Genomic DNA, 16,375 nt, shown 5'->3' on the forward strand with positions numbered 1-16,375 from the left:
TCCGGTTGGGTCGTCCAACTCATATCAATGTTGCGGTTGCGGCTCCACTGCTGTTTCAACTTCTTTGGCGTCAGGCTCCTTGATGCGGAACCAGGCCACATAAAGTGCTGGTAGGAACAGCAGAGTGATGCCCGTACCGGCAATGATGCCGCCCATCATGGCATAGGCCATCGGTCCCCAGAACACTTCACGCGCAATCGGGATCAGCGCCAGACTTGCAGCCGCTGCCGTCAATGCAATGGGCCGCATACGGTGCTGACTTGCCTGAACAACCGCATCCCAAGGATGCATTCCATCGGTAATATGCTCTTCGACCTGCACGATCAGAATGACCGAGTTTCTGATAAGAATACCGATCAGCGCCAGCACACCGAGGATTGCCACGAAGCCGAGCGGTTTGCCACTCGGAAGCAGTGCCGCGACCACGCCGATCAGCCCCAAAGGTGCAACGGCAACCACAAGGAACAGGCGCTGAAAGCTCTGCAATTGCAGCATCAGAACGGTTGCCATCACGAACAGCATCAGCGGCACAACGGCAGCAATCGGCCCCTGGCTCTTGCCGCTTTCTTCAACCGTACCGGCTGTCGCAACCGAATAACCCGCTGGAAGCTTGTCGACGAATGCCTTCACCGCAGGCTCAAGCTCCTTCACAATCGTGTCCGGCATCGTTTTATCAACAATACCAGCTGCAACCGTGATGGTTGGAATGCGCGAACGGCGATAAACGACCGGCTGTTCCAGCTCGTAACGGAAATTCGCAATGGCTGCGAGCGGCACGGAACTGCCGTTGCCAGTTGCAATCTGAAGGCTCTGAAGCGTGTCGATGGAATCGCGCTCATGCTTTTGCGCCCGCACAATCACATCGATCAGATAGATGGAATCCCGTACCTGTGTGATGCTGATACCGCCCACAACACCGTTGAGCGTCGTCGCAATATCCTTGGATGAAATGCCAAGCTTGCGTGCCTTGTCCTGCATGACATCTACGCGGATGACACGACCCGGCTCGTTCCAGTTATAGCTGACGACGCCTAAGCGTTTATCGGCACTCATGATACCGGCAAAGTCCTGCGCAACGCCGCGCAGTTTCTGGATATCAGGACCGGAAATACGATACTGCACAGGGCGCCCGACCGGCGGTCCGAGTTCGAGGAACTTCACATAGGTATCGGTGCCGACATAATCCTTGCGCAACGCTTCGTCGAACTTCTGTTTCAAGCGATCACGCGCTTCCACGTCCTTGGCGACAACCACCATCTGCCCGAAATACGGATTTGCTGGCTGCACATCAAACGAGAGAATGAAGCGGATCGCACTTTGCCCGACATAGGTACTCCAGTGGTCGATATCCGGATTATCCTTGAGCATCGTCTGCTCGAAGCGTTCCATCTGCGCCTTGGTATCGGCGATGGAGCTGTTCTGGGGCAAGGTCCAGTCGATCACCAGTTCCGGTCGGTCGGATTGCGGAAAGAACTGTCGTTCGATGAAGCCCATACCGAAAACGGACACCACAAACAAAGCGATCGTCGTGATGATGGTGATCCACTTGTGCCGCATCGCCAGAAGCAGCGTCTTCGAGAAAGCTTCGAAAAAGCGGCTGCGCTTTTCCTCATGATGCTTCATTTTCTTGGGCAGGAAGGTGACACCAAGAAGCGGCGCAAACAACACAGCCACAATCCATGAAACGATCAGCGAAACAGCAATCACCACGAAAAGCGTGAACGTATATTCGCCCGCCTGACTGGTGTTGAGGCCAATCGGGATAAAACCTGCGATGGTTACAAGCGTTCCCGTGAGCATCGGGAACGCCGTGTGCGAATAAACATAAGTCGCGGCCTTGTTGATCGGATCGCCTTGCTCCAGCCGCGCGACCATCATTTCGACCGCAATCATCGCATCATCGACCAGCAGCCCCAGCGCGATAATCAATGCACCGAGCGACACACGTTGCAGCGAAATATCCATCAGCGACATGGCAAGGAAGGTGATAGCCAGCACCAGCGGGATCGACAGCGACACAACAAAACCGGCGCGCAAGCCAAGGCTGATGAAGCTCACGGCGAGAACGATGACAACCGCTTCAAACAGCGCCTGTGTGAACCCCGACACCGCGTCCTGCACGACCTCCGGCTGATCAGCAACCTTGAAGACATTCACGCCAACCGGCAACTCAGCCTTCGCCTGCTCCATCAGGGCATCAAGCTTTTCACCAAATTCGAGCAGATTGCCGTTTGGCTTCATGCCGATGCCAAGGCCAATCGCATCATGGCCGTTCACACGGAAAATCGATGTCGGTGGATCAACATAGCCGCGCGTGATCGTCGCCACATCGGAAAGACGGAAGAAGCGGTCATTCACGCGCAGATTGACGGCTCTGAGATCGGCTTCCGAATTGAACTGCCCGCTTACACGTACGCTGATCCGCTCAGGTCCGGCCTGCACAACACCCGAAGGCGTGATCGCATTCTGATCCTGAAGCGCCTTGAGAATTGCCTGCTGGTCGAGGCCAAGGGCTGCCACCTGCCGCGTCGAGAATTCGAGATAGATCGCCTCATCCTGCGCGCCGATCAGCTCAACCTTACCGGCATTGGGAATAGTCAGAATTTTGGTGCGAACATCTTCGGCGTAATCGCGCAATTGGCGCATCGACAAGCCATCGGCGGTAAACGCAAAGATATTGCCGAACACATCGCCGAACTTGTCGTTGTAATATGGGCCGTAAACGCCTTCCGGCAGATTAGGCTTGATGTCGTCAAGCATGTGACGCACTTCGGACCAGGCTTTTGTCACCTGTTCCTTGCGCACGGTATCTTTCAAAAACACGAAGACAACGGATTTACCCGCCGTCGTCACACTGCGCGTATAGTCGAGCGTATCAAGCTCCTCGAGCTTCTTCTCGATGCGGTCTGTGACCTGGTTCATGGTTTCGTCGATGGATGCGCCGGGCCAATTGGCCTGCACCACCATGGTTTTCACCGTGAATTCGGGGTCTTCCGCGCGGCCAAGGTCGAGATAGGAGATAAGCCCTGCGACCAGAAACACGAGCATAAAATACCAGACAAGCGACCGGTGGTTCAAAGCCCAGTCAGAAAGATTGAAACCCTTTTTCACAGGCTGTTTCCTTTCGCATCCAAACGGACTTTTTGCCCTTCCTTGAGCTCGTTCACGCCAGCCGTTGCCACATAGCTGCCGACCTCGACATTATTGGCAACAAAACTGTCGCTGCGACGCTCAACAACCTGAATGTCATGAAGGCTTACAGTCTGCGTCTTTGGGTCAATCACCCAGATTTCGGTCTTTCCGTCTTTTTCAAGCAAGGCCTGAATCGGCAAAAGCACATGATCTTTTTCCGCTCTTGCAAGCCCTGCCCTTATCGTCGCTCCTAACCGGAAACCCTCCGGCGGGTTTTCAAGTGCAATGCGGACCCGGCGCGTGCGCGTCTGCGCGTCCGCCTGCGGGGCGACTTCCCGCACCGTACCCTGCCCGGTTACGGTCGGGTCAGCCTGCAGCTGGACATTAAACGGCGTTCCAGCCACGAAATACTCGGTCATGCTGTCGGGAATATCGAGAACCGCTTCACGAATGTCCGGTCTCGCAACTGTCATCACCGCTTGTCCGGCAGCGACCACCTGCCCCACTTCGGCATTGGTTGCTGAGATGACGCCATCAAAATCAGGGCTTAACACGGCATAGCCGCGCTGATCTTCCGCTTTGCGCAATCCAGCCTGTGCTTTTTCAAGCCCCGCCTGTGCGCTGTCACGCGACTGTTTGGCAGCATCGTAATCAGCCTGAGAAATGTTGTTGCCCTTGAGCAAAATGTGCAGACGCTCTTCGCTGGCAGCGGCATTGGCATATTGCGCTTCCGCACTTGCGAGATCAGCCTTGGCAGACTGAACCGAAAGATCGAGTGTGGAGGGATCAAGCATCGCAACCATCTCATCTTTTTTGACGAGATCGCCAACAATAACCTGACGCGCGATAATGCGACCGAGAACACGGAAGGCCAGATCAGTCGAATAACGCGGCTCGATCGTACCAGCAAAGCTGGTCTGGATTGCAGGCTTCGGCGTTGCAATCGTGTAAAGAACAGGGCGGGCGGACTCTGCTTGCGATGACTTGTCGTCATCTTTGCCACAAGCCGCCAGCGTTACAAGCGAACCAACAATGGCAACGCAGCTTAAAAATTTCATCGTCGATTTCATTGTGCGTCCGCCTTTTCGAGACCCTTTATAATCTCGGTTTGAGCACCGGATCGCAGCATCTGCGCGCCTTTGGTCACGATCAGCTCGCCAACATTCAAACCAGACGCAACAATCACCCGTTCCTTTTCATAGGCCAGCACCTTGACCGGAACGAGCGTTGCAACCTGCGTGTCCTTTGCTACGCGCCAAACAGCCGTGCGACCTGAATCGGATGTCATGGCGCTCCATGGCAGGATTACGACCTGCTGGTTTTCCATATGAACCGTGCCTGTCACTGTTGCCCCAAGGGCCATTTGCTCAGGCGTATCGGCAATGCCAACTTTCACCCGCACGGTGCCCGTCTGTGCATCGACCACCGGTGAGATTTCCCGGATTTTCCCTTCTGCCTGAACGCTATCGTCAGAAAGCAAGGCCAGAGTTACGTCCATGCCGATCTTGGCATAATTGACCAGCGTTTCCTGAACATCGAAGATCGCATCACGCGGACCGTCTTCGGCAATCGAGAACGCAGTTTGCGCAGCCTGAACCACCTGGCCGGTTTCGATATTACGAGCCGTCAGCACACCTGAAACCGGCGCATGAAGCTCGGTATAGGAAAGCTCGTCACGCGCATTACTGAGCTGACTTTCCGCATTCATCAATGTGCTTTGAGCGGTGCGAAACACCTGCTCAGACTGATCATATTGCGAGCGCGTGGTGAAGCCTTGTGCCAAGAGCGCCTGCTGGCGTTTGAAACTTGCTTCCGCCTGCACAAGCTGGGCCTGTGCCGCATCCTTGGATGCCTGTGCAACGCGCATGTTGGACTGCTGTTCGGCATTGTCGATCCGTGCGAGAAGCTCGCCTTTCTCGACATGCTGGCCGATTTCGACCTTGCGCTCCACAACCTGTCCGTTGACGCGGAAAGAAACATTGACCAGTGAGCGTGCTGCAATTGCACCGGAGAGCGTCAGCTTGGGCTGATAGTCGACCAGCTTGCTCTCCGTCACGGCCACCGGAACGACGCCGCTCATTTCGGAATGCGCATAATTGCTTGAAGCCATAACCATCGTCGTAACGACGAGAACACTCGCAATCGCTTTCAGCGCACCATATCCCGCTTGTGCGAGAGGGGAAAATTTTGTGGCCATTGATACGATTCTCACTGGTTTCTTTGACAACAACATGCAGCCAAAAGAATGCTGAGAAAAGCGTGCTTTAATAACATTATTAATCATCATATTCGCATATAGAAATGCGTCTCTCAAATAGCTTCGCGAAAGAGCTTAGAGCGCGTTCCGATCTGATAAATGAGATCGGCGCTCTAATCATCTGCTGTAACGCGCATCTTTTCCGATCGAAGCGGGACCAGAAATCAGTCCAGTGGACTGATTTCCCCGCGTAGGCGTTTCACACTTTTCGGGATGCGCTCTAAATCAAAAACAATAAAACAAAATAATTATAAACTGACTTCTTCGACAAGCCGCTCGCCTGCAGCGTTTAACTGATAATAAGTGCGCTGTGTCCGAGCATCGCGTTGCCGGACCGTGATATAGCCACCATTGGTTTCAAGTACAATAACCTCCCTCAGCACAAGAGCGTGAGCAACGCCAAGTATGCGAGAAAAACTGCGGCTATCCTTGGCAATGTCCAGTGCAGCCGCAGCAATAATTCCCGCGCCAAGCCGTGAGACTTTGCCCGATGCAGCCTCCAGCGCATCGACCAATGCCATATATTCAGCTTCTTCCATCAGGCGTTAGCTGCGTTAACCGCCTGAACCGGACGGAACGAAACGATGACCGACTTCGATGTTGGCGTATAGCTTTCGTCACCCGCGCTTGCCAAAGGCACAAGCACATTCATTTCCGGGTAGTAGCCCGCAATGCATCCACGCGGAATATCATAAGGGACAAAGCGGAAATCACGAGCCACGCGCTCAACACCGTCCTCGAAATCACCGACTATATCGGCCCGATCTCCGGCTTCAACTCCAATATCCGACATATCGGCGGGGTTCATGAACACCACCTGCCGTTCGCCATAGACACCGCGATAACGATCATCCATGCCATAGATCGTGGTATTGTACTGGTCATGGCTGCGGAATGTCTGGAGCACATAACGCCCCGGCTTGCCGCGTGCCTGCTGATGCTCGACAGCTTCAGGCAGTGCACCGCTCCAGAACGTAGCCTTGCCAGCCGGTGTTGCCCATTCCAGTTCTCGCGCCGTGTTGCGCAAATGGAAACCACGCGGCACACGAACGCGCGCGTTGAAGTCGTAGAAGTCCGGCAATACCCGTGAGATGTGATCACGGATCAGATCGTAATCATCGGCCAGTGCCAGCCAGTCAACCGGCTTTGGGCCCAATGTCGCATTTGCCATGCCGGCAATGATCGCAACTTCCGAACGAAGCAGCGGCGAAGCTGGGTTATTGATACCGCCCGATCCATGCACCATGCTCATCGAATCCTCGACGGTGACAATCTGCGCCACGCCCTTGGAGTTGAGATCAATCTCAGTGCGGCCAAGGCATGGAAGGATAAAGGAATCCTGCCCCGGCAAAAGATGCGAATGGTTGAGTTTGGTTGCGATATGCACAGTCAGTCTTTGGCCGGACAGTGCTTTGATAATCATCGGACTGTCAGGTGTTGCACGCGCAAAATTACCGCCCAGGCCGATAAAAGCTTTTGCTGAGCCATCAAGCATGGCACCAATCGCGCCAAGCACATTATGGCCGGGCTCACGCGGCGCTTTGAAACCAAATTCCTTTTCCAAAGCATCAAGGAATGCAGTCGACGGACGCTCATTGATGCCGACCGTGCGATCTCCCTGCACGTTGGAATGTCCACGCACCGGACAAAGCCCGGCGCCCGGCTTGCCTATATTGCCACGCAGCAACATGAAATTGGTGATTTCGCGGATCATGATCACCGAATGACGATGTTGGGTAATGCCCATCGCCCATGTGCAGATAACCCGACCAGCCTTCATGTAAATGCGAGCGGCATGTTCAAGCGATTGACGCAGAAGACCGGATTGATCTTCAATCGCTTCCCATGAAGTTGCGTCGACAGCCGCACGATAAGCTTCAAATTCTGCCGTATGCGCTGCCAGAAATTCGCGATCCAGAACCGACGGCTCTCCAGCCGCAAGCGCTGCATCATCGGCCGCAAATACTGCCTTGGCCATTCCGCGGAAGGCGGCCAAATCGCCACCCAGACGCGGCTGGTAATAATCGCTGGCTATGGCTTCGCTGCCGCCATGCATCATTTCAAGTTTGTTCTGCGGATCGGCAAACCGCTCCAGCCCGCGCTCACGAACGGGATTAAAAACAACGATCTGCGCACCGCGTTCGGCTGCGCGGCGCAGATCGCCCAACATGCGCGGATGATTGGTGCCGGGATTTTGACCGACCACGAAAATCGCATCAGCCTGCTCGAAATCCTCAAGCAAAACCGTGCCTTTGCCAACACCAACCGATTGCTTCAGAGCAACACCACTGGCCTCGTGGCACATATTGGAACAGTCAGGGAAATTGTTGGTGCCATAGGCGCGCACAAAAAGCTGATACAGAAATGCCGCCTCATTGGAGGCGCGACCCGATGTATAGAATTCGACACGATCCGGCGTATCGAAACCCTGCAAAATACCGCCGATGGCCGCAAAGGCTTCGTCCCATTCGACCGCTTCATATTTATCGGTTGCCGCGTTGTAACGCATCGGATGTGTAAGACGACCAGTGTTCTCCAGCGCATAATCCGTCCAGGATTGCAGCTCGGAAACCGTATGTTCAGTGAAAAACTTTGGCGTCGTGCGTCGTTCGGTTGCCTCCCAGGCAACAGCCTTCACGCCATTTTCGCAAAACTCGAAAGACGAACCATGTTCCGGATCACCCCAGGCACAGCCGGGGCAGTCGAAACCATCGGGCTGATTGGCTTTCAGAAGAGCACGCGCGCCAGTCAATGGCGCACCGCTGGCCAGCAACTGCTTGCCGCAACTCTTCAAAGCGCCCCATCCGCCAGCGGCACTTGATCGTTTGCCAATAAATCGGGTTTCCGAAGCCTTGCTCATATTGCTATCCTCGACTGCATAACGCGCTGCACCCAATGAATGTCGTACTACGATGCAGTATTCTAGAGCGCATCCCGAAAAGTGCGAAACGATTTTCGGAGAGGATGCGCGTGAATACAAATAATTAGGGCGCCAAATGCGACGCACCCCTGTCGTAAAATATCTTTGCGGCAATTTCTGACAATCGCCATATCAGCTGCAGAAATAAGCCGATAGTATAGTTGCACTTCGCAAACCATCAAATTAGCGCGAGCCAATTGTTATTCCATGCGGGTTCACTCTTGATTTCAGCCGCGCAATCCGTCATGCGATTGGTAAAGAAAACTGACCACAAGGGGTGGGAGAATGCCTAACATCGTCGAGATCGCCGATCTGAAGCGACTGGCCAAGCGCCGCGTGCCGAAAATGTTCTTCGATTATGCAGATTCGGGTGCCTGGACGGAATCAACCTATCGCGCCAATGAAACCGATTTCGCCAAGATCAAGCTGCGTCAGCGCGTTCTGGTCGATATGACCAATCGTTCGCTTGAAACAACGATGGTTGGCGAGAAGGTCGCAATGCCTGTGGCCCTAGCCCCGACCGGCCTAACCGGTATGCAACACGCAGATGGTGAAATGCTTGCGGCACAGGCGGCAGAGGCTTTTGGCGTTCCTTTCACCCTCTCGACCATGAGCATCTGCTCCATCGAAGACGTGGCATCCGTCACCAAGAAGCCATTCTGGTTTCAGCTCTACGTGATGAAAGACCGCGAATTCGTCAAAAACCTGATCACCCGTGCGAAAGCTGCCGGTTGTTCGGCTCTGGTGCTGACGCTTGATCTGCAGATTCTCGGTCAGCGCCACAAGGATCTGCGCAACGGCCTTTCCGCCCCGCCAAAGTTCACGCCAAAGCACATCTGGCAGATGGCAACCCGTCCGGGCTGGTGCATGGGCATGATGGGCACGCAGCGCCGCACCTTCCGCAACATTGCCGGTCACGCGAAAAATGTTACCGACCTGTCGTCGCTTTCCTCCTGGACGGCAGAGCAGTTCGATCCGCAGCTAAACTGGAATGACGTTGCATGGATCAAGGAACAATGGGGCGGCAGGCTGATTCTCAAGGGCATCCTCGACGTTGAAGACGCGAAGATGGCCGCAAAATCCGGTGCCGATGCGATTATCGTTTCTAACCACGGCGGTCGCCAGCTTGACGGTGCTGTCTCGTCCATCTCCATGCTCAAGCCAATTGTCGACGCTGTCGGCGATCAGATCGAAGTGCATATGGATGGCGGTGTTCGCTCAGGCCAGGATGTTCTGAAAGCGCGCGCACTGGGTGCGCAGGGCGTGTTCATCGGCCGTCCGTTCCTATACGGACTTGGCGCCATGGGTAAGGAAGGCGTTACACTCGCTCTCGAGATCATCCGCAAAGAACTCGACATCACGATGGCTCTCTGCGGCAAGCGCAACATTAACGATATCGACCAGTCCGTCATACAGTCAGTCGATTTCAAGTAAAGATTGCAGAACCCGGCTCAGGCCGGGTTTTTCTTTCCCGGTTAGACGACACTTCTCAAGATAAATACTACCGCAAGTTTAGTGCTCGCTAATAAGAAGTAACGATAGCTTAAGCATATTCATTTACCATCTTTTTCCAACGGTTCGGGAACCGCAATTATTTCGGTTGGAGTTGGGTAGATGAAATATGTTTCCGCTATAGCGCTCATGACATGCAGCATGTTGATCGGTGCAAACGGAGCGCGCGCAGCTGACATTATTCTAGAGGAGCCAGCGCCCGTCGTTGTGGCACCTGCTCCTTTGGCGTCCGGGTGGTACATCCGTGGCGACATCGGTTACAACTTCAAAAACAAAACCGATGGCGAATGGGATTTCTGGAACCAGGAAAATCCACCCTATCGCGGCATCGACGACACGTTGAAATACGATAGCTTCAAACTGAAAGGTGGCGCAGCCTACGGCGTCGGCGTCGGTTATCGTTTCAACGAAATGTTCCGCACAGACGCAACGCTGGATTTCTTCCGCGCCAATATTAACGGCCGTACAAACTGCACCAGCTACGTAAAGAGCGCCCACGGCCTCAACCCGGTAGAAGATAATTGCCATTATGAAGACGCATCGACGGCAAATATCTGGACAGCAATGGCCAATGCCTATGTCGATCTGCCAAAGGTTGGAGCGGTCACGCCTTATCTTGGCGCCGGTCTGGGTGCTGCCTATGTGAAATACGGCAATTGGGATACGCGTCAGGTATGCTCTGACTTCACAACCCGCAATTGCGATTACCAGTCAGACAAAGGCGGCCTCGACAGCTGGCGTTTTGCCATGGGCCTGATGGCTGGTGTGAGCTACGACCTCACCGAGCAGCTGAAGTTTGACCTTGGCTATCGCTATCTGCGCATCAACGGTGGCAAAGCCTATGGTTATGATGCCGCAGACAGCAGCACAAACCCCTACGGCAACTCCGAAGGTCCGGGCGCAACAGGCGCACAGGCCAAGGACAATGGCTTCAACATCCATACGGTCCGCGCCGGTCTTCGCTACGAATTCCGCTAAGCGGCAGCCGTCCTAACAAATCAAAAGCCCGGCCAAATGCCGGGCTTTTTCTATGCCCGTGACGCCGGCGCTTTCGAGAGCAGCACCGTGCGGATTGCAAAGCTCGAATGAATGCGCGCAACACCCGGCAGCCGCGATAGAATTTCCTTGTGAATGATTTCATAGGAAGCGGCATTTTCCGCCTCAACCCGCAGAATATAATCGGCATCGCCGGTCATTAGATAACATTCCTGCACTTCTGGATGGCGACGCACCGCCTCTTCAAAGCGGTTGAGATATTCTTCCGTCTGCCGGTCCAGCGTGATGCGAACAATCGCCACCAGCCGCTCATCCCCGCCGGAAGATCCAACAATCGCGGTATATCCGCGAATGACGCCACTTTCTTCGAGAATCTGTACACGCCGCAGACAGGCCGACTGTGAAAGCCCCACTTCGGCGGCAAGCTGGCTGTTCGTCATCCGGCCATCGCGTCGCAGCGAACGGATGATATTGCGGTCTATGCTATCCAGTGTCGCCATGAATATTCTTCGAATGATGAGCTAATAAGTGCGTAAATCATGCTAAAATTCGCATAATCTACGACAAAATGCAAAAACATTCGAATAGTCTTCGACTATCATTATCGCTATTGCTTTGGGGGCAAGGAATAGCGATCCGTCAGTCGCCGAAACCCGACATCGAAGCAATGTGCTTTTGGGAGGAAGCGGATTAGATTCCAGGCATCCCACCAACAAACCGAGTGCACTGGAAATGACCGATATGTCGATGCATTTTTCTCAAACTGAACGAGACCTCGCCGCAGGCGGCGTTCTAACCATCGACCTCAAAGCCCTGCGCCACAATTATTCGACCATCGCAAAGCGCATCGCGCCAACCCGCACAGCCGCTGTTGTGAAAGCTGATTCTTACGGTCTTGGTGCAAACCGCGTCGCGCCGGCTTTTTATGAAGCAGGTTGCCGCGATTTCTTCGTCGCCCATCTTGGCGAAGCAATTACGCTCCGCCCTTTTCTCAATCCAGATGCGACGCTTTACGTGCTGAACGGCCTTCAGCCCGGCACAGAAGCGGCCTGCGCACGCGAGAAAATCCTGCCTGTTCTCAACTCGCTGGAGCAGATTGAAAACTGGTCGGCACTTGCCGCAAGCCTGAACGAAAAGCTGCCTGCGCTGCTACAGATCGATACCGGCATGTCGCGCCTTGGCCTGTCGGCCAAAGAACTCGATCAACTGGTCGATGACCAGCATCTTCTGGACCATATCGACATCAAATTTGTCATCAGCCATCTGGCGAGCGGCGATGAACCGGAAAATCCGGCCAATGCCCGTCAGCTTGCCGCCATGAATGCAGCGCTCGCACGTTTGCCAAAAATGCCGGTGGCATTTTCAAATTCCGGCGGCTGCTTTCTCGATAACACTTACCACTTCAATCTCGCACGCCCGGGCGTGGCCCTTTATGGCGTCGGCCCTGAAACGGGCGAAAATCCTATGAAGCAGGTCCTTGAGCTATCAGCGCGCGTCATTCAGGTGCGCGATATCGATAAGGGTGCGGCAGTCGGTTATGGCGGCACATTCGTAGCAAGCAAGCCCATGCGGATTGCAACCATTGCAGTCGGTTATGCCGACGGCTGGTTCCGCGCTTTGAGCAACAAGGGCTCCGCCTTTTACGGTGACACGCGTCTGCCGATTGTCGGTCGTGTTTCGATGGATTCGATCACGCTTGACGTAACGGCTCTGCCGGAAGGCGCAATCAAGCTTGGCAGTCTGGTTGAACTCGTCGGCCCGCATCAGCGACTCGAAGATGTGGCCCGCGATTGCGACACCATTCCTTATGAAATCCTGACTTCGTTAGGCCACCGCTATGCCCGTGTTTACGTGGATGGCGCAGCATCTGAAACAAAAGCATAATAATTAAGAGGCGAACATGCAGATCACCATTCTCGGCAGCGGCGTCATCGGCGTCACCAGCGCGTACTATCTGGCCAAGCTTGGCCATGAAGTCACTGTCGTTGACCGCGAGGAAGGCCCTGCACTGGAAACCAGCTTCGCCAATGCCGGACAGGTTTCGCCGGGCTATGCATCGCCATGGGCAGCACCCGGCATTCCATTGAAAGCTGCCAAATGGCTGTTTCAGAAACATGCGCCGCTGGTTCTGCGCCTGACCACAGATCCGAAGCAGTACTCTTGGCTGTTGCAAATGCTCGCGAACTGCACCGAGAGCCGCTACAAGGTCAATAAAACCCGCATGGTTCGTGTGGCCGAATATAGCCGCGATTGCCTTGTCGCACTGCGCGAGGAAACCGGCATTCAATATGACCAGCGCACACAGGGCACTTTGCAGCTGTTCCGCGAGCAGTATCAGCTCGACGGCATCGGCAAGGATATCGAAGTTCTGCGTCAGGACGGCGTGCCGTTTGAAGTGCTCGACCGCGAAGATTGCGTGCGGGTTGAGCCTGCTCTGGCCCGCGCCAGAGACAAGTTCGTCGGTGGCCTGCGCCTGCCGCATGATGAGACCGGCGACTGCTTTAAATTCACCAATGAACTGGCCAAAATCGCCCAAGGTCTCGGCGTCAAATTCCGCTTTGGCGTCGACATCAAATCGCTGCTGATCTCTGGCGGCAAGGTGTCGGGCGTTGAAACCTCGGAAGGCGTTCTGACGGCCGATCGCTATGTGGTGGCGCTCGGCAGTTACACGCCCGCTCTGGTCAAGTCGCTTGGCCTGAATGCTCCGATCTATCCGGTCAAAGGCTATTCGATCACCGCTCCGATCATCAATGAAGAGCTGGCACCTGTCTCGACCGTGCTTGATGAAAGCTACAAGATTGCCATTACCCGCCTTGGCGACCGTATCCGTGTAGGCGGTATGGCCGAAGTCTCCGGCTTCACCAAAGACCTGCCTGCTGCACGTCGCGCAACGCTTGATCTCTCGGTGAGCGACCTGTTCCCGGGCGGTGATCTCAAGGCTGCGACCTTCTGGTCGGGCCTGCGTCCAATGACGCCGGATTCAACCCCGATCATCGGTGCAACACGCTATGACAACGTGTTTATCAATGCAGGCCACGGTACGCTCGGCTGGACCATGGGTCCGGGCTCGGGCAAGCTGCTCGCCGACCTCATCTCCGGCAATAAGCCGGATATCCGTGCCGACGATCTTAGTATCGCCCGCTACGCATAAATCACGGCGGCGAGGAAGCGAAACCAGAAATCAGTCCAGTGGACTGATTTCCCCGCATAGGCATGTGCTCTTGGCGCACAAAGATCGCCCTAGCCAATGAGATGGCGCAGAAGCCCGGCTGATGCGATTGCCACCACGACCGTTACAAGCATCGGAAACCGCGTTGCGGCGGCAATTGTCAGCGCAAGCGCAATCATATCCGCTGGTTTGCCGGTAAAAAATTCCGGCGCGATAACGCTAATCAGCACGCAGCCGGGCGCGCTTTCCAGCAGCATTTGCGCCCGCGGACTCAGAGTGCGATTGCGCAGGAAAATATAACCGCCGATGCGGGTCATGTAAGTGACCGTCGCCATCAGCAATATGGTCAGAGCGTGAATAGGGTCGATCATCATTCTGGCTTCGCCTGCTTCCAGGCCACGATAAGACCCGCCACAACACCAGCTGGCACATACCAGGCGCCAGGAACGCTCAGATAGGTTACGCCCGCAACGATGAGGCTCACCAGCCATGGCAGAGCGGCAACCGGTCCCTTCCACATGCTGGCAAGGATAACGATAAAGACTGCTGGAAACGCCATATCGAAACCGAAGCGTTTCACATCACCCAGAACCGGACCAACCAGCGCACCTATAGTCGTGAAGACAATCCAGGTTGCGTAAAGACCGAGTGCGGCTCCAAAATAATAGCGAATGCTGAAGCGGTTTCCCGACTTGCGCGCATCGGCAAGACCAAGCGCCCAGCTCTCGTCACACATGAAGAACAGCGCCAGAAATGCCTTGCGCTTCGGCAAATGCTTGATGAGCGGCGCAAGCGCTGCACCCATCAGGAAATGTCGGCTGTTTACCAGAAATGTGATCGCGACAATCAGCAGGATATGCGGCGGAGAAGTCCAAAGTCCAATGGCAGCAAATTCCGAACCTCCGCCAAAATTCAGGCCGGTCATCATCGGCACTTCAAACGGGCTCAGACCCTTTTGTGTGGCCTGTGCGCCCAAGAGCAGTGCGAACGGAACAAAACTCAGACAGACGGGAATGGCTTCCCGCAGGCCACGCAGGCCTTCAGATCGCCGGGAGACGCCGCTTTGCCCCTCGACAAAATCCATACTACGCATCGACTATTTCCTTTTTGAAGAGCAACAATGCGCTCATTCCGAACCGGGAAAATACGTCAATTCGCGCAGATTATTGTTGCTTTTACACTCTCTATACACAAAATATTGGCTGTAAATATCAACAATTTGTCATTAGGCGCATTATAATGCCAACATCAATTGATGCAATTGATCGTGCCATCCTTCGGGTGCTCCAACAGGAAGGCAAGATTAACAACACCGAACTTGCCGAACGTGTTGGCCTATCCCCATCCCCGTGCCTTCGCCGGGTGAAGCAGCTGGAAGATGCAGGCTTCATCGAACGCTATGTCGCACTGGTCGATGCTGCGAAGCTCGGAATGGGCTTCACCGTTTATGTGCGCATATGGTTGACCGGTCAGGACGAAGAGACTGTCACAAGTTTTGTGAAGGCGATTGAAAAGCTGCCGCAGATCGTCGAATGCCATTTGATGGCAGGTGATTGCGATTTTCTGCTGCGCGTCATTACGCCTGATCTGGAAGGTTTCAGAAAATTCCAGATGGAATATATCGGCAAGATAAAGGGCGTTCGGAACATAAAATCCGAAATCCCGATGCAGCAAATCAAGCGCTCATGGGTCGTGCCACTATAGGCGCTTTGTCTGACGCATCAGAAACTCGGTGGTGTGCAGGCGCTCACCACTTCGCAGGCTACTGGCCCCACGCATTTGAACCGATGCGGCAGTTTGCTTGAGAAGTAATAGGCATCGCCCGGCCCCAGAATTCGGCGCTCGCTACCGACCGTCACTTCGATGCGACCCGAAATGACGATGCCCCCCTCCTCGCCCTCATGCATGAGCAGAACCTTGCCGGTATCCGATCCCGGCTCGTAACGCTCTTTAAGGATTTGCAGCGAACGGGCAAAGAGGTGGTCGCCCACCTGTCGATAGGAAATCGGCCCCTTGCCGATCTCTACCAGTTCATCCGCCTGATAGAAGACCTTGTGCGGCGCATCCGGCTCAAGCGCAAAAAACTCGGCCATTCCGATAGGAATTCCATCCAGAATGCGCTTTAATGCACCAACCGACGGATTGGATTGATTGGCTTCGATCAGCGATATGGTGGAATTGGTCACGCCAGCACGTTTTGCAAGCTCTCGCTGAGACAGATTCTGCCGCATTCGCACATAGCGAAGCCTGCCTCCGATATCGATGATCATCGATGGTTCCCCTAATTGTTTATGATGTTCGATATATCACAAACTTCCCTTTCAAAGCACATAATTTCAATGGCTTAAATTTCTGAAGAAAAGGACTTGTTGCCCTCAGGAAAGCGTGT

The 16,375-nt window shown here is 54.5% G+C and carries 14 protein-coding genes; 5 read left to right on the top strand and 9 right to left on the bottom strand.

What is annotated here, in order from left to right; translation table 11 throughout:
* Positions 1 to 24: 24 nt before the first annotated feature.
* The 5 genes from KMS41_08060 to KMS41_08080 all read right to left on the bottom strand — a co-directional run bounded on the left by KMS41_08060 (position 25) and on the right by KMS41_08080 (position 8,249).
* The gene (locus KMS41_08060; GenBank protein ID QWK77061.1) at positions 25 to 3,111 is read right to left on the bottom strand and encodes an efflux RND transporter permease subunit; all 3,087 of its coding nucleotides are present in this window, start codon (positions 3,109 to 3,111) and stop codon (positions 25 to 27) included.
* Complete coding sequence (locus KMS41_08065; GenBank protein QWK77062.1) at positions 3,108 to 4,202, bottom strand: efflux RND transporter periplasmic adaptor subunit; 1,095 nt, start codon at positions 4,200 to 4,202, stop codon at positions 3,108 to 3,110. The genes KMS41_08060 and KMS41_08065 overlap by 4 nt, the downstream gene beginning before the upstream one ends.
* Positions 4,199 to 5,329 (bottom strand): efflux RND transporter periplasmic adaptor subunit, encoded by a 1,131-nt coding sequence (locus tag KMS41_08070; GenBank protein ID QWK77063.1) that lies wholly within the window; start codon positions 5,327 to 5,329, stop codon positions 4,199 to 4,201. The genes KMS41_08065 and KMS41_08070 overlap by 4 nt, the downstream gene beginning before the upstream one ends.
* A gap of 308 nt (positions 5,330 to 5,637) precedes the next feature.
* Positions 5,638 to 5,931 (bottom strand): hypothetical protein, encoded by a 294-nt coding sequence (locus tag KMS41_08075; GenBank protein QWK78815.1) that lies wholly within the window; start codon positions 5,929 to 5,931, stop codon positions 5,638 to 5,640.
* The gene (locus tag KMS41_08080) at positions 5,928 to 8,249 is read right to left on the bottom strand and encodes an FdhF/YdeP family oxidoreductase (protein QWK77064.1); all 2,322 of its coding nucleotides are present in this window, start codon (positions 8,247 to 8,249) and stop codon (positions 5,928 to 5,930) included. The genes KMS41_08075 and KMS41_08080 overlap by 4 nt, the downstream gene beginning before the upstream one ends.
* A gap of 345 nt (positions 8,250 to 8,594) precedes the next feature.
* Here KMS41_08080 and KMS41_08085 point away from each other — a divergent pair, with 345 nt between their 5' ends.
* Both KMS41_08085 and KMS41_08090 read left to right on the top strand, forming a co-directional pair.
* Entirely contained in the window at positions 8,595 to 9,743 is a 1,149-nt protein-coding gene (locus KMS41_08085) for an alpha-hydroxy-acid oxidizing protein (GenBank protein QWK77065.1), read from the top strand.
* A 180-nt stretch (positions 9,744 to 9,923) separates the two neighbouring features.
* Positions 9,924 to 10,799: a porin family protein gene (locus KMS41_08090; GenBank protein QWK77066.1), complete on the top strand. Its 876-nt coding sequence runs from the start codon at positions 9,924 to 9,926 to the stop codon at positions 10,797 to 10,799.
* A gap of 50 nt (positions 10,800 to 10,849) precedes the next feature.
* Here the strand turns inward: KMS41_08090 and KMS41_08095 are convergent, their stop codons facing one another.
* Positions 10,850 to 11,317 (bottom strand): Lrp/AsnC family transcriptional regulator, encoded by a 468-nt coding sequence (locus tag KMS41_08095; protein ID QWK77067.1) that lies wholly within the window; start codon positions 11,315 to 11,317, stop codon positions 10,850 to 10,852.
* A 232-nt stretch (positions 11,318 to 11,549) separates the two neighbouring features.
* Here KMS41_08095 and alr point away from each other — a divergent pair, with 232 nt between their 5' ends.
* Together alr and KMS41_08105 are read left to right on the top strand one after the other, a co-directional pair.
* Positions 11,550 to 12,701 (top strand): alanine racemase, encoded by a 1,152-nt coding sequence (gene alr / locus KMS41_08100; GenBank protein QWK77068.1) that lies wholly within the window; start codon positions 11,550 to 11,552, stop codon positions 12,699 to 12,701.
* Between the two features lie 16 nt (positions 12,702 to 12,717).
* Entirely contained in the window at positions 12,718 to 13,968 is a 1,251-nt protein-coding gene (locus tag KMS41_08105) for a D-amino acid dehydrogenase (GenBank protein ID QWK77069.1), read from the top strand.
* 89 nt (positions 13,969 to 14,057) lie between these two features.
* Here the strand turns inward: KMS41_08105 and KMS41_08110 are convergent, their stop codons facing one another.
* Positions 14,058 to 14,357: an AzlD family protein gene (locus KMS41_08110; GenBank protein ID QWK78816.1), complete on the bottom strand. Its 300-nt coding sequence runs from the start codon at positions 14,355 to 14,357 to the stop codon at positions 14,058 to 14,060.
* Complete coding sequence (locus tag KMS41_08115; protein ID QWK78817.1) at positions 14,357 to 15,070, bottom strand: AzlC family ABC transporter permease; 714 nt, start codon at positions 15,068 to 15,070, stop codon at positions 14,357 to 14,359. The genes KMS41_08110 and KMS41_08115 overlap by 1 nt, the downstream gene beginning before the upstream one ends.
* Before the next feature lie 155 nt (positions 15,071 to 15,225).
* On the opposite strand from KMS41_08115, the gene KMS41_08120 reads away from it, so the two are divergent.
* Positions 15,226 to 15,690, top strand: a complete 465-nt coding sequence (locus KMS41_08120; GenBank protein QWK77070.1) for an Lrp/AsnC family transcriptional regulator — start codon at positions 15,226 to 15,228, stop codon at positions 15,688 to 15,690.
* A 17-nt stretch (positions 15,691 to 15,707) separates the two neighbouring features.
* Here the strand turns inward: KMS41_08120 and KMS41_08125 are convergent, their stop codons facing one another.
* The gene (locus tag KMS41_08125) at positions 15,708 to 16,256 is read right to left on the bottom strand and encodes a cupin domain-containing protein (protein QWK77071.1); all 549 of its coding nucleotides are present in this window, start codon (positions 16,254 to 16,256) and stop codon (positions 15,708 to 15,710) included.
* Between the last annotated feature and the right edge of the window lie 119 nt (positions 16,257 to 16,375).

Origin of the sequence: Ochrobactrum sp. BTU1 (assembly GCA_018798825.1) — a bacterium.
Taxonomy (GTDB): domain Bacteria; phylum Pseudomonadota; class Alphaproteobacteria; order Rhizobiales; family Rhizobiaceae; genus Brucella.

Excerpts from the sequence above, each read along its gene's own strand:
- KMS41_08105 (QWK77069.1), top strand. The coding sequence starts at position 12,718 with ATGCAGATCACCATTCTCGGCAGCGGCGTCATCGGCGTCACCAGCGCG.
- KMS41_08065 (QWK77062.1), bottom strand. The coding sequence starts at position 4,202 with ATGAAATCGACGATGAAATTTTTAAGCTGCGTTGCCATTGTTGGTTCG.
- KMS41_08080 (QWK77064.1), bottom strand. The coding sequence starts at position 8,249 with ATGAGCAAGGCTTCGGAAACCCGATTTATTGGCAAACGATCAAGTGCC.
- KMS41_08070 (QWK77063.1), bottom strand. The coding sequence starts at position 5,329 with ATGGCCACAAAATTTTCCCCTCTCGCACAAGCGGGATATGGTGCGCTG.
- KMS41_08090 (QWK77066.1), top strand. The coding sequence starts at position 9,924 with ATGAAATATGTTTCCGCTATAGCGCTCATGACATGCAGCATGTTGATC.
- KMS41_08095 (QWK77067.1), bottom strand. The coding sequence starts at position 11,317 with ATGGCGACACTGGATAGCATAGACCGCAATATCATCCGTTCGCTGCGA.
- alr (QWK77068.1), top strand. The coding sequence starts at position 11,550 with ATGACCGATATGTCGATGCATTTTTCTCAAACTGAACGAGACCTCGCC.
- KMS41_08085 (QWK77065.1), top strand. The coding sequence starts at position 8,595 with ATGCCTAACATCGTCGAGATCGCCGATCTGAAGCGACTGGCCAAGCGC.
- KMS41_08125 (QWK77071.1), bottom strand. The coding sequence starts at position 16,256 with ATGATCATCGATATCGGAGGCAGGCTTCGCTATGTGCGAATGCGGCAG.
- KMS41_08115 (QWK78817.1), bottom strand. The coding sequence starts at position 15,070 with ATGGATTTTGTCGAGGGGCAAAGCGGCGTCTCCCGGCGATCTGAAGGC.
- KMS41_08120 (QWK77070.1), top strand. The coding sequence starts at position 15,226 with ATGCCAACATCAATTGATGCAATTGATCGTGCCATCCTTCGGGTGCTC.
- KMS41_08110 (QWK78816.1), bottom strand. The coding sequence starts at position 14,357 with ATGATCGACCCTATTCACGCTCTGACCATATTGCTGATGGCGACGGTC.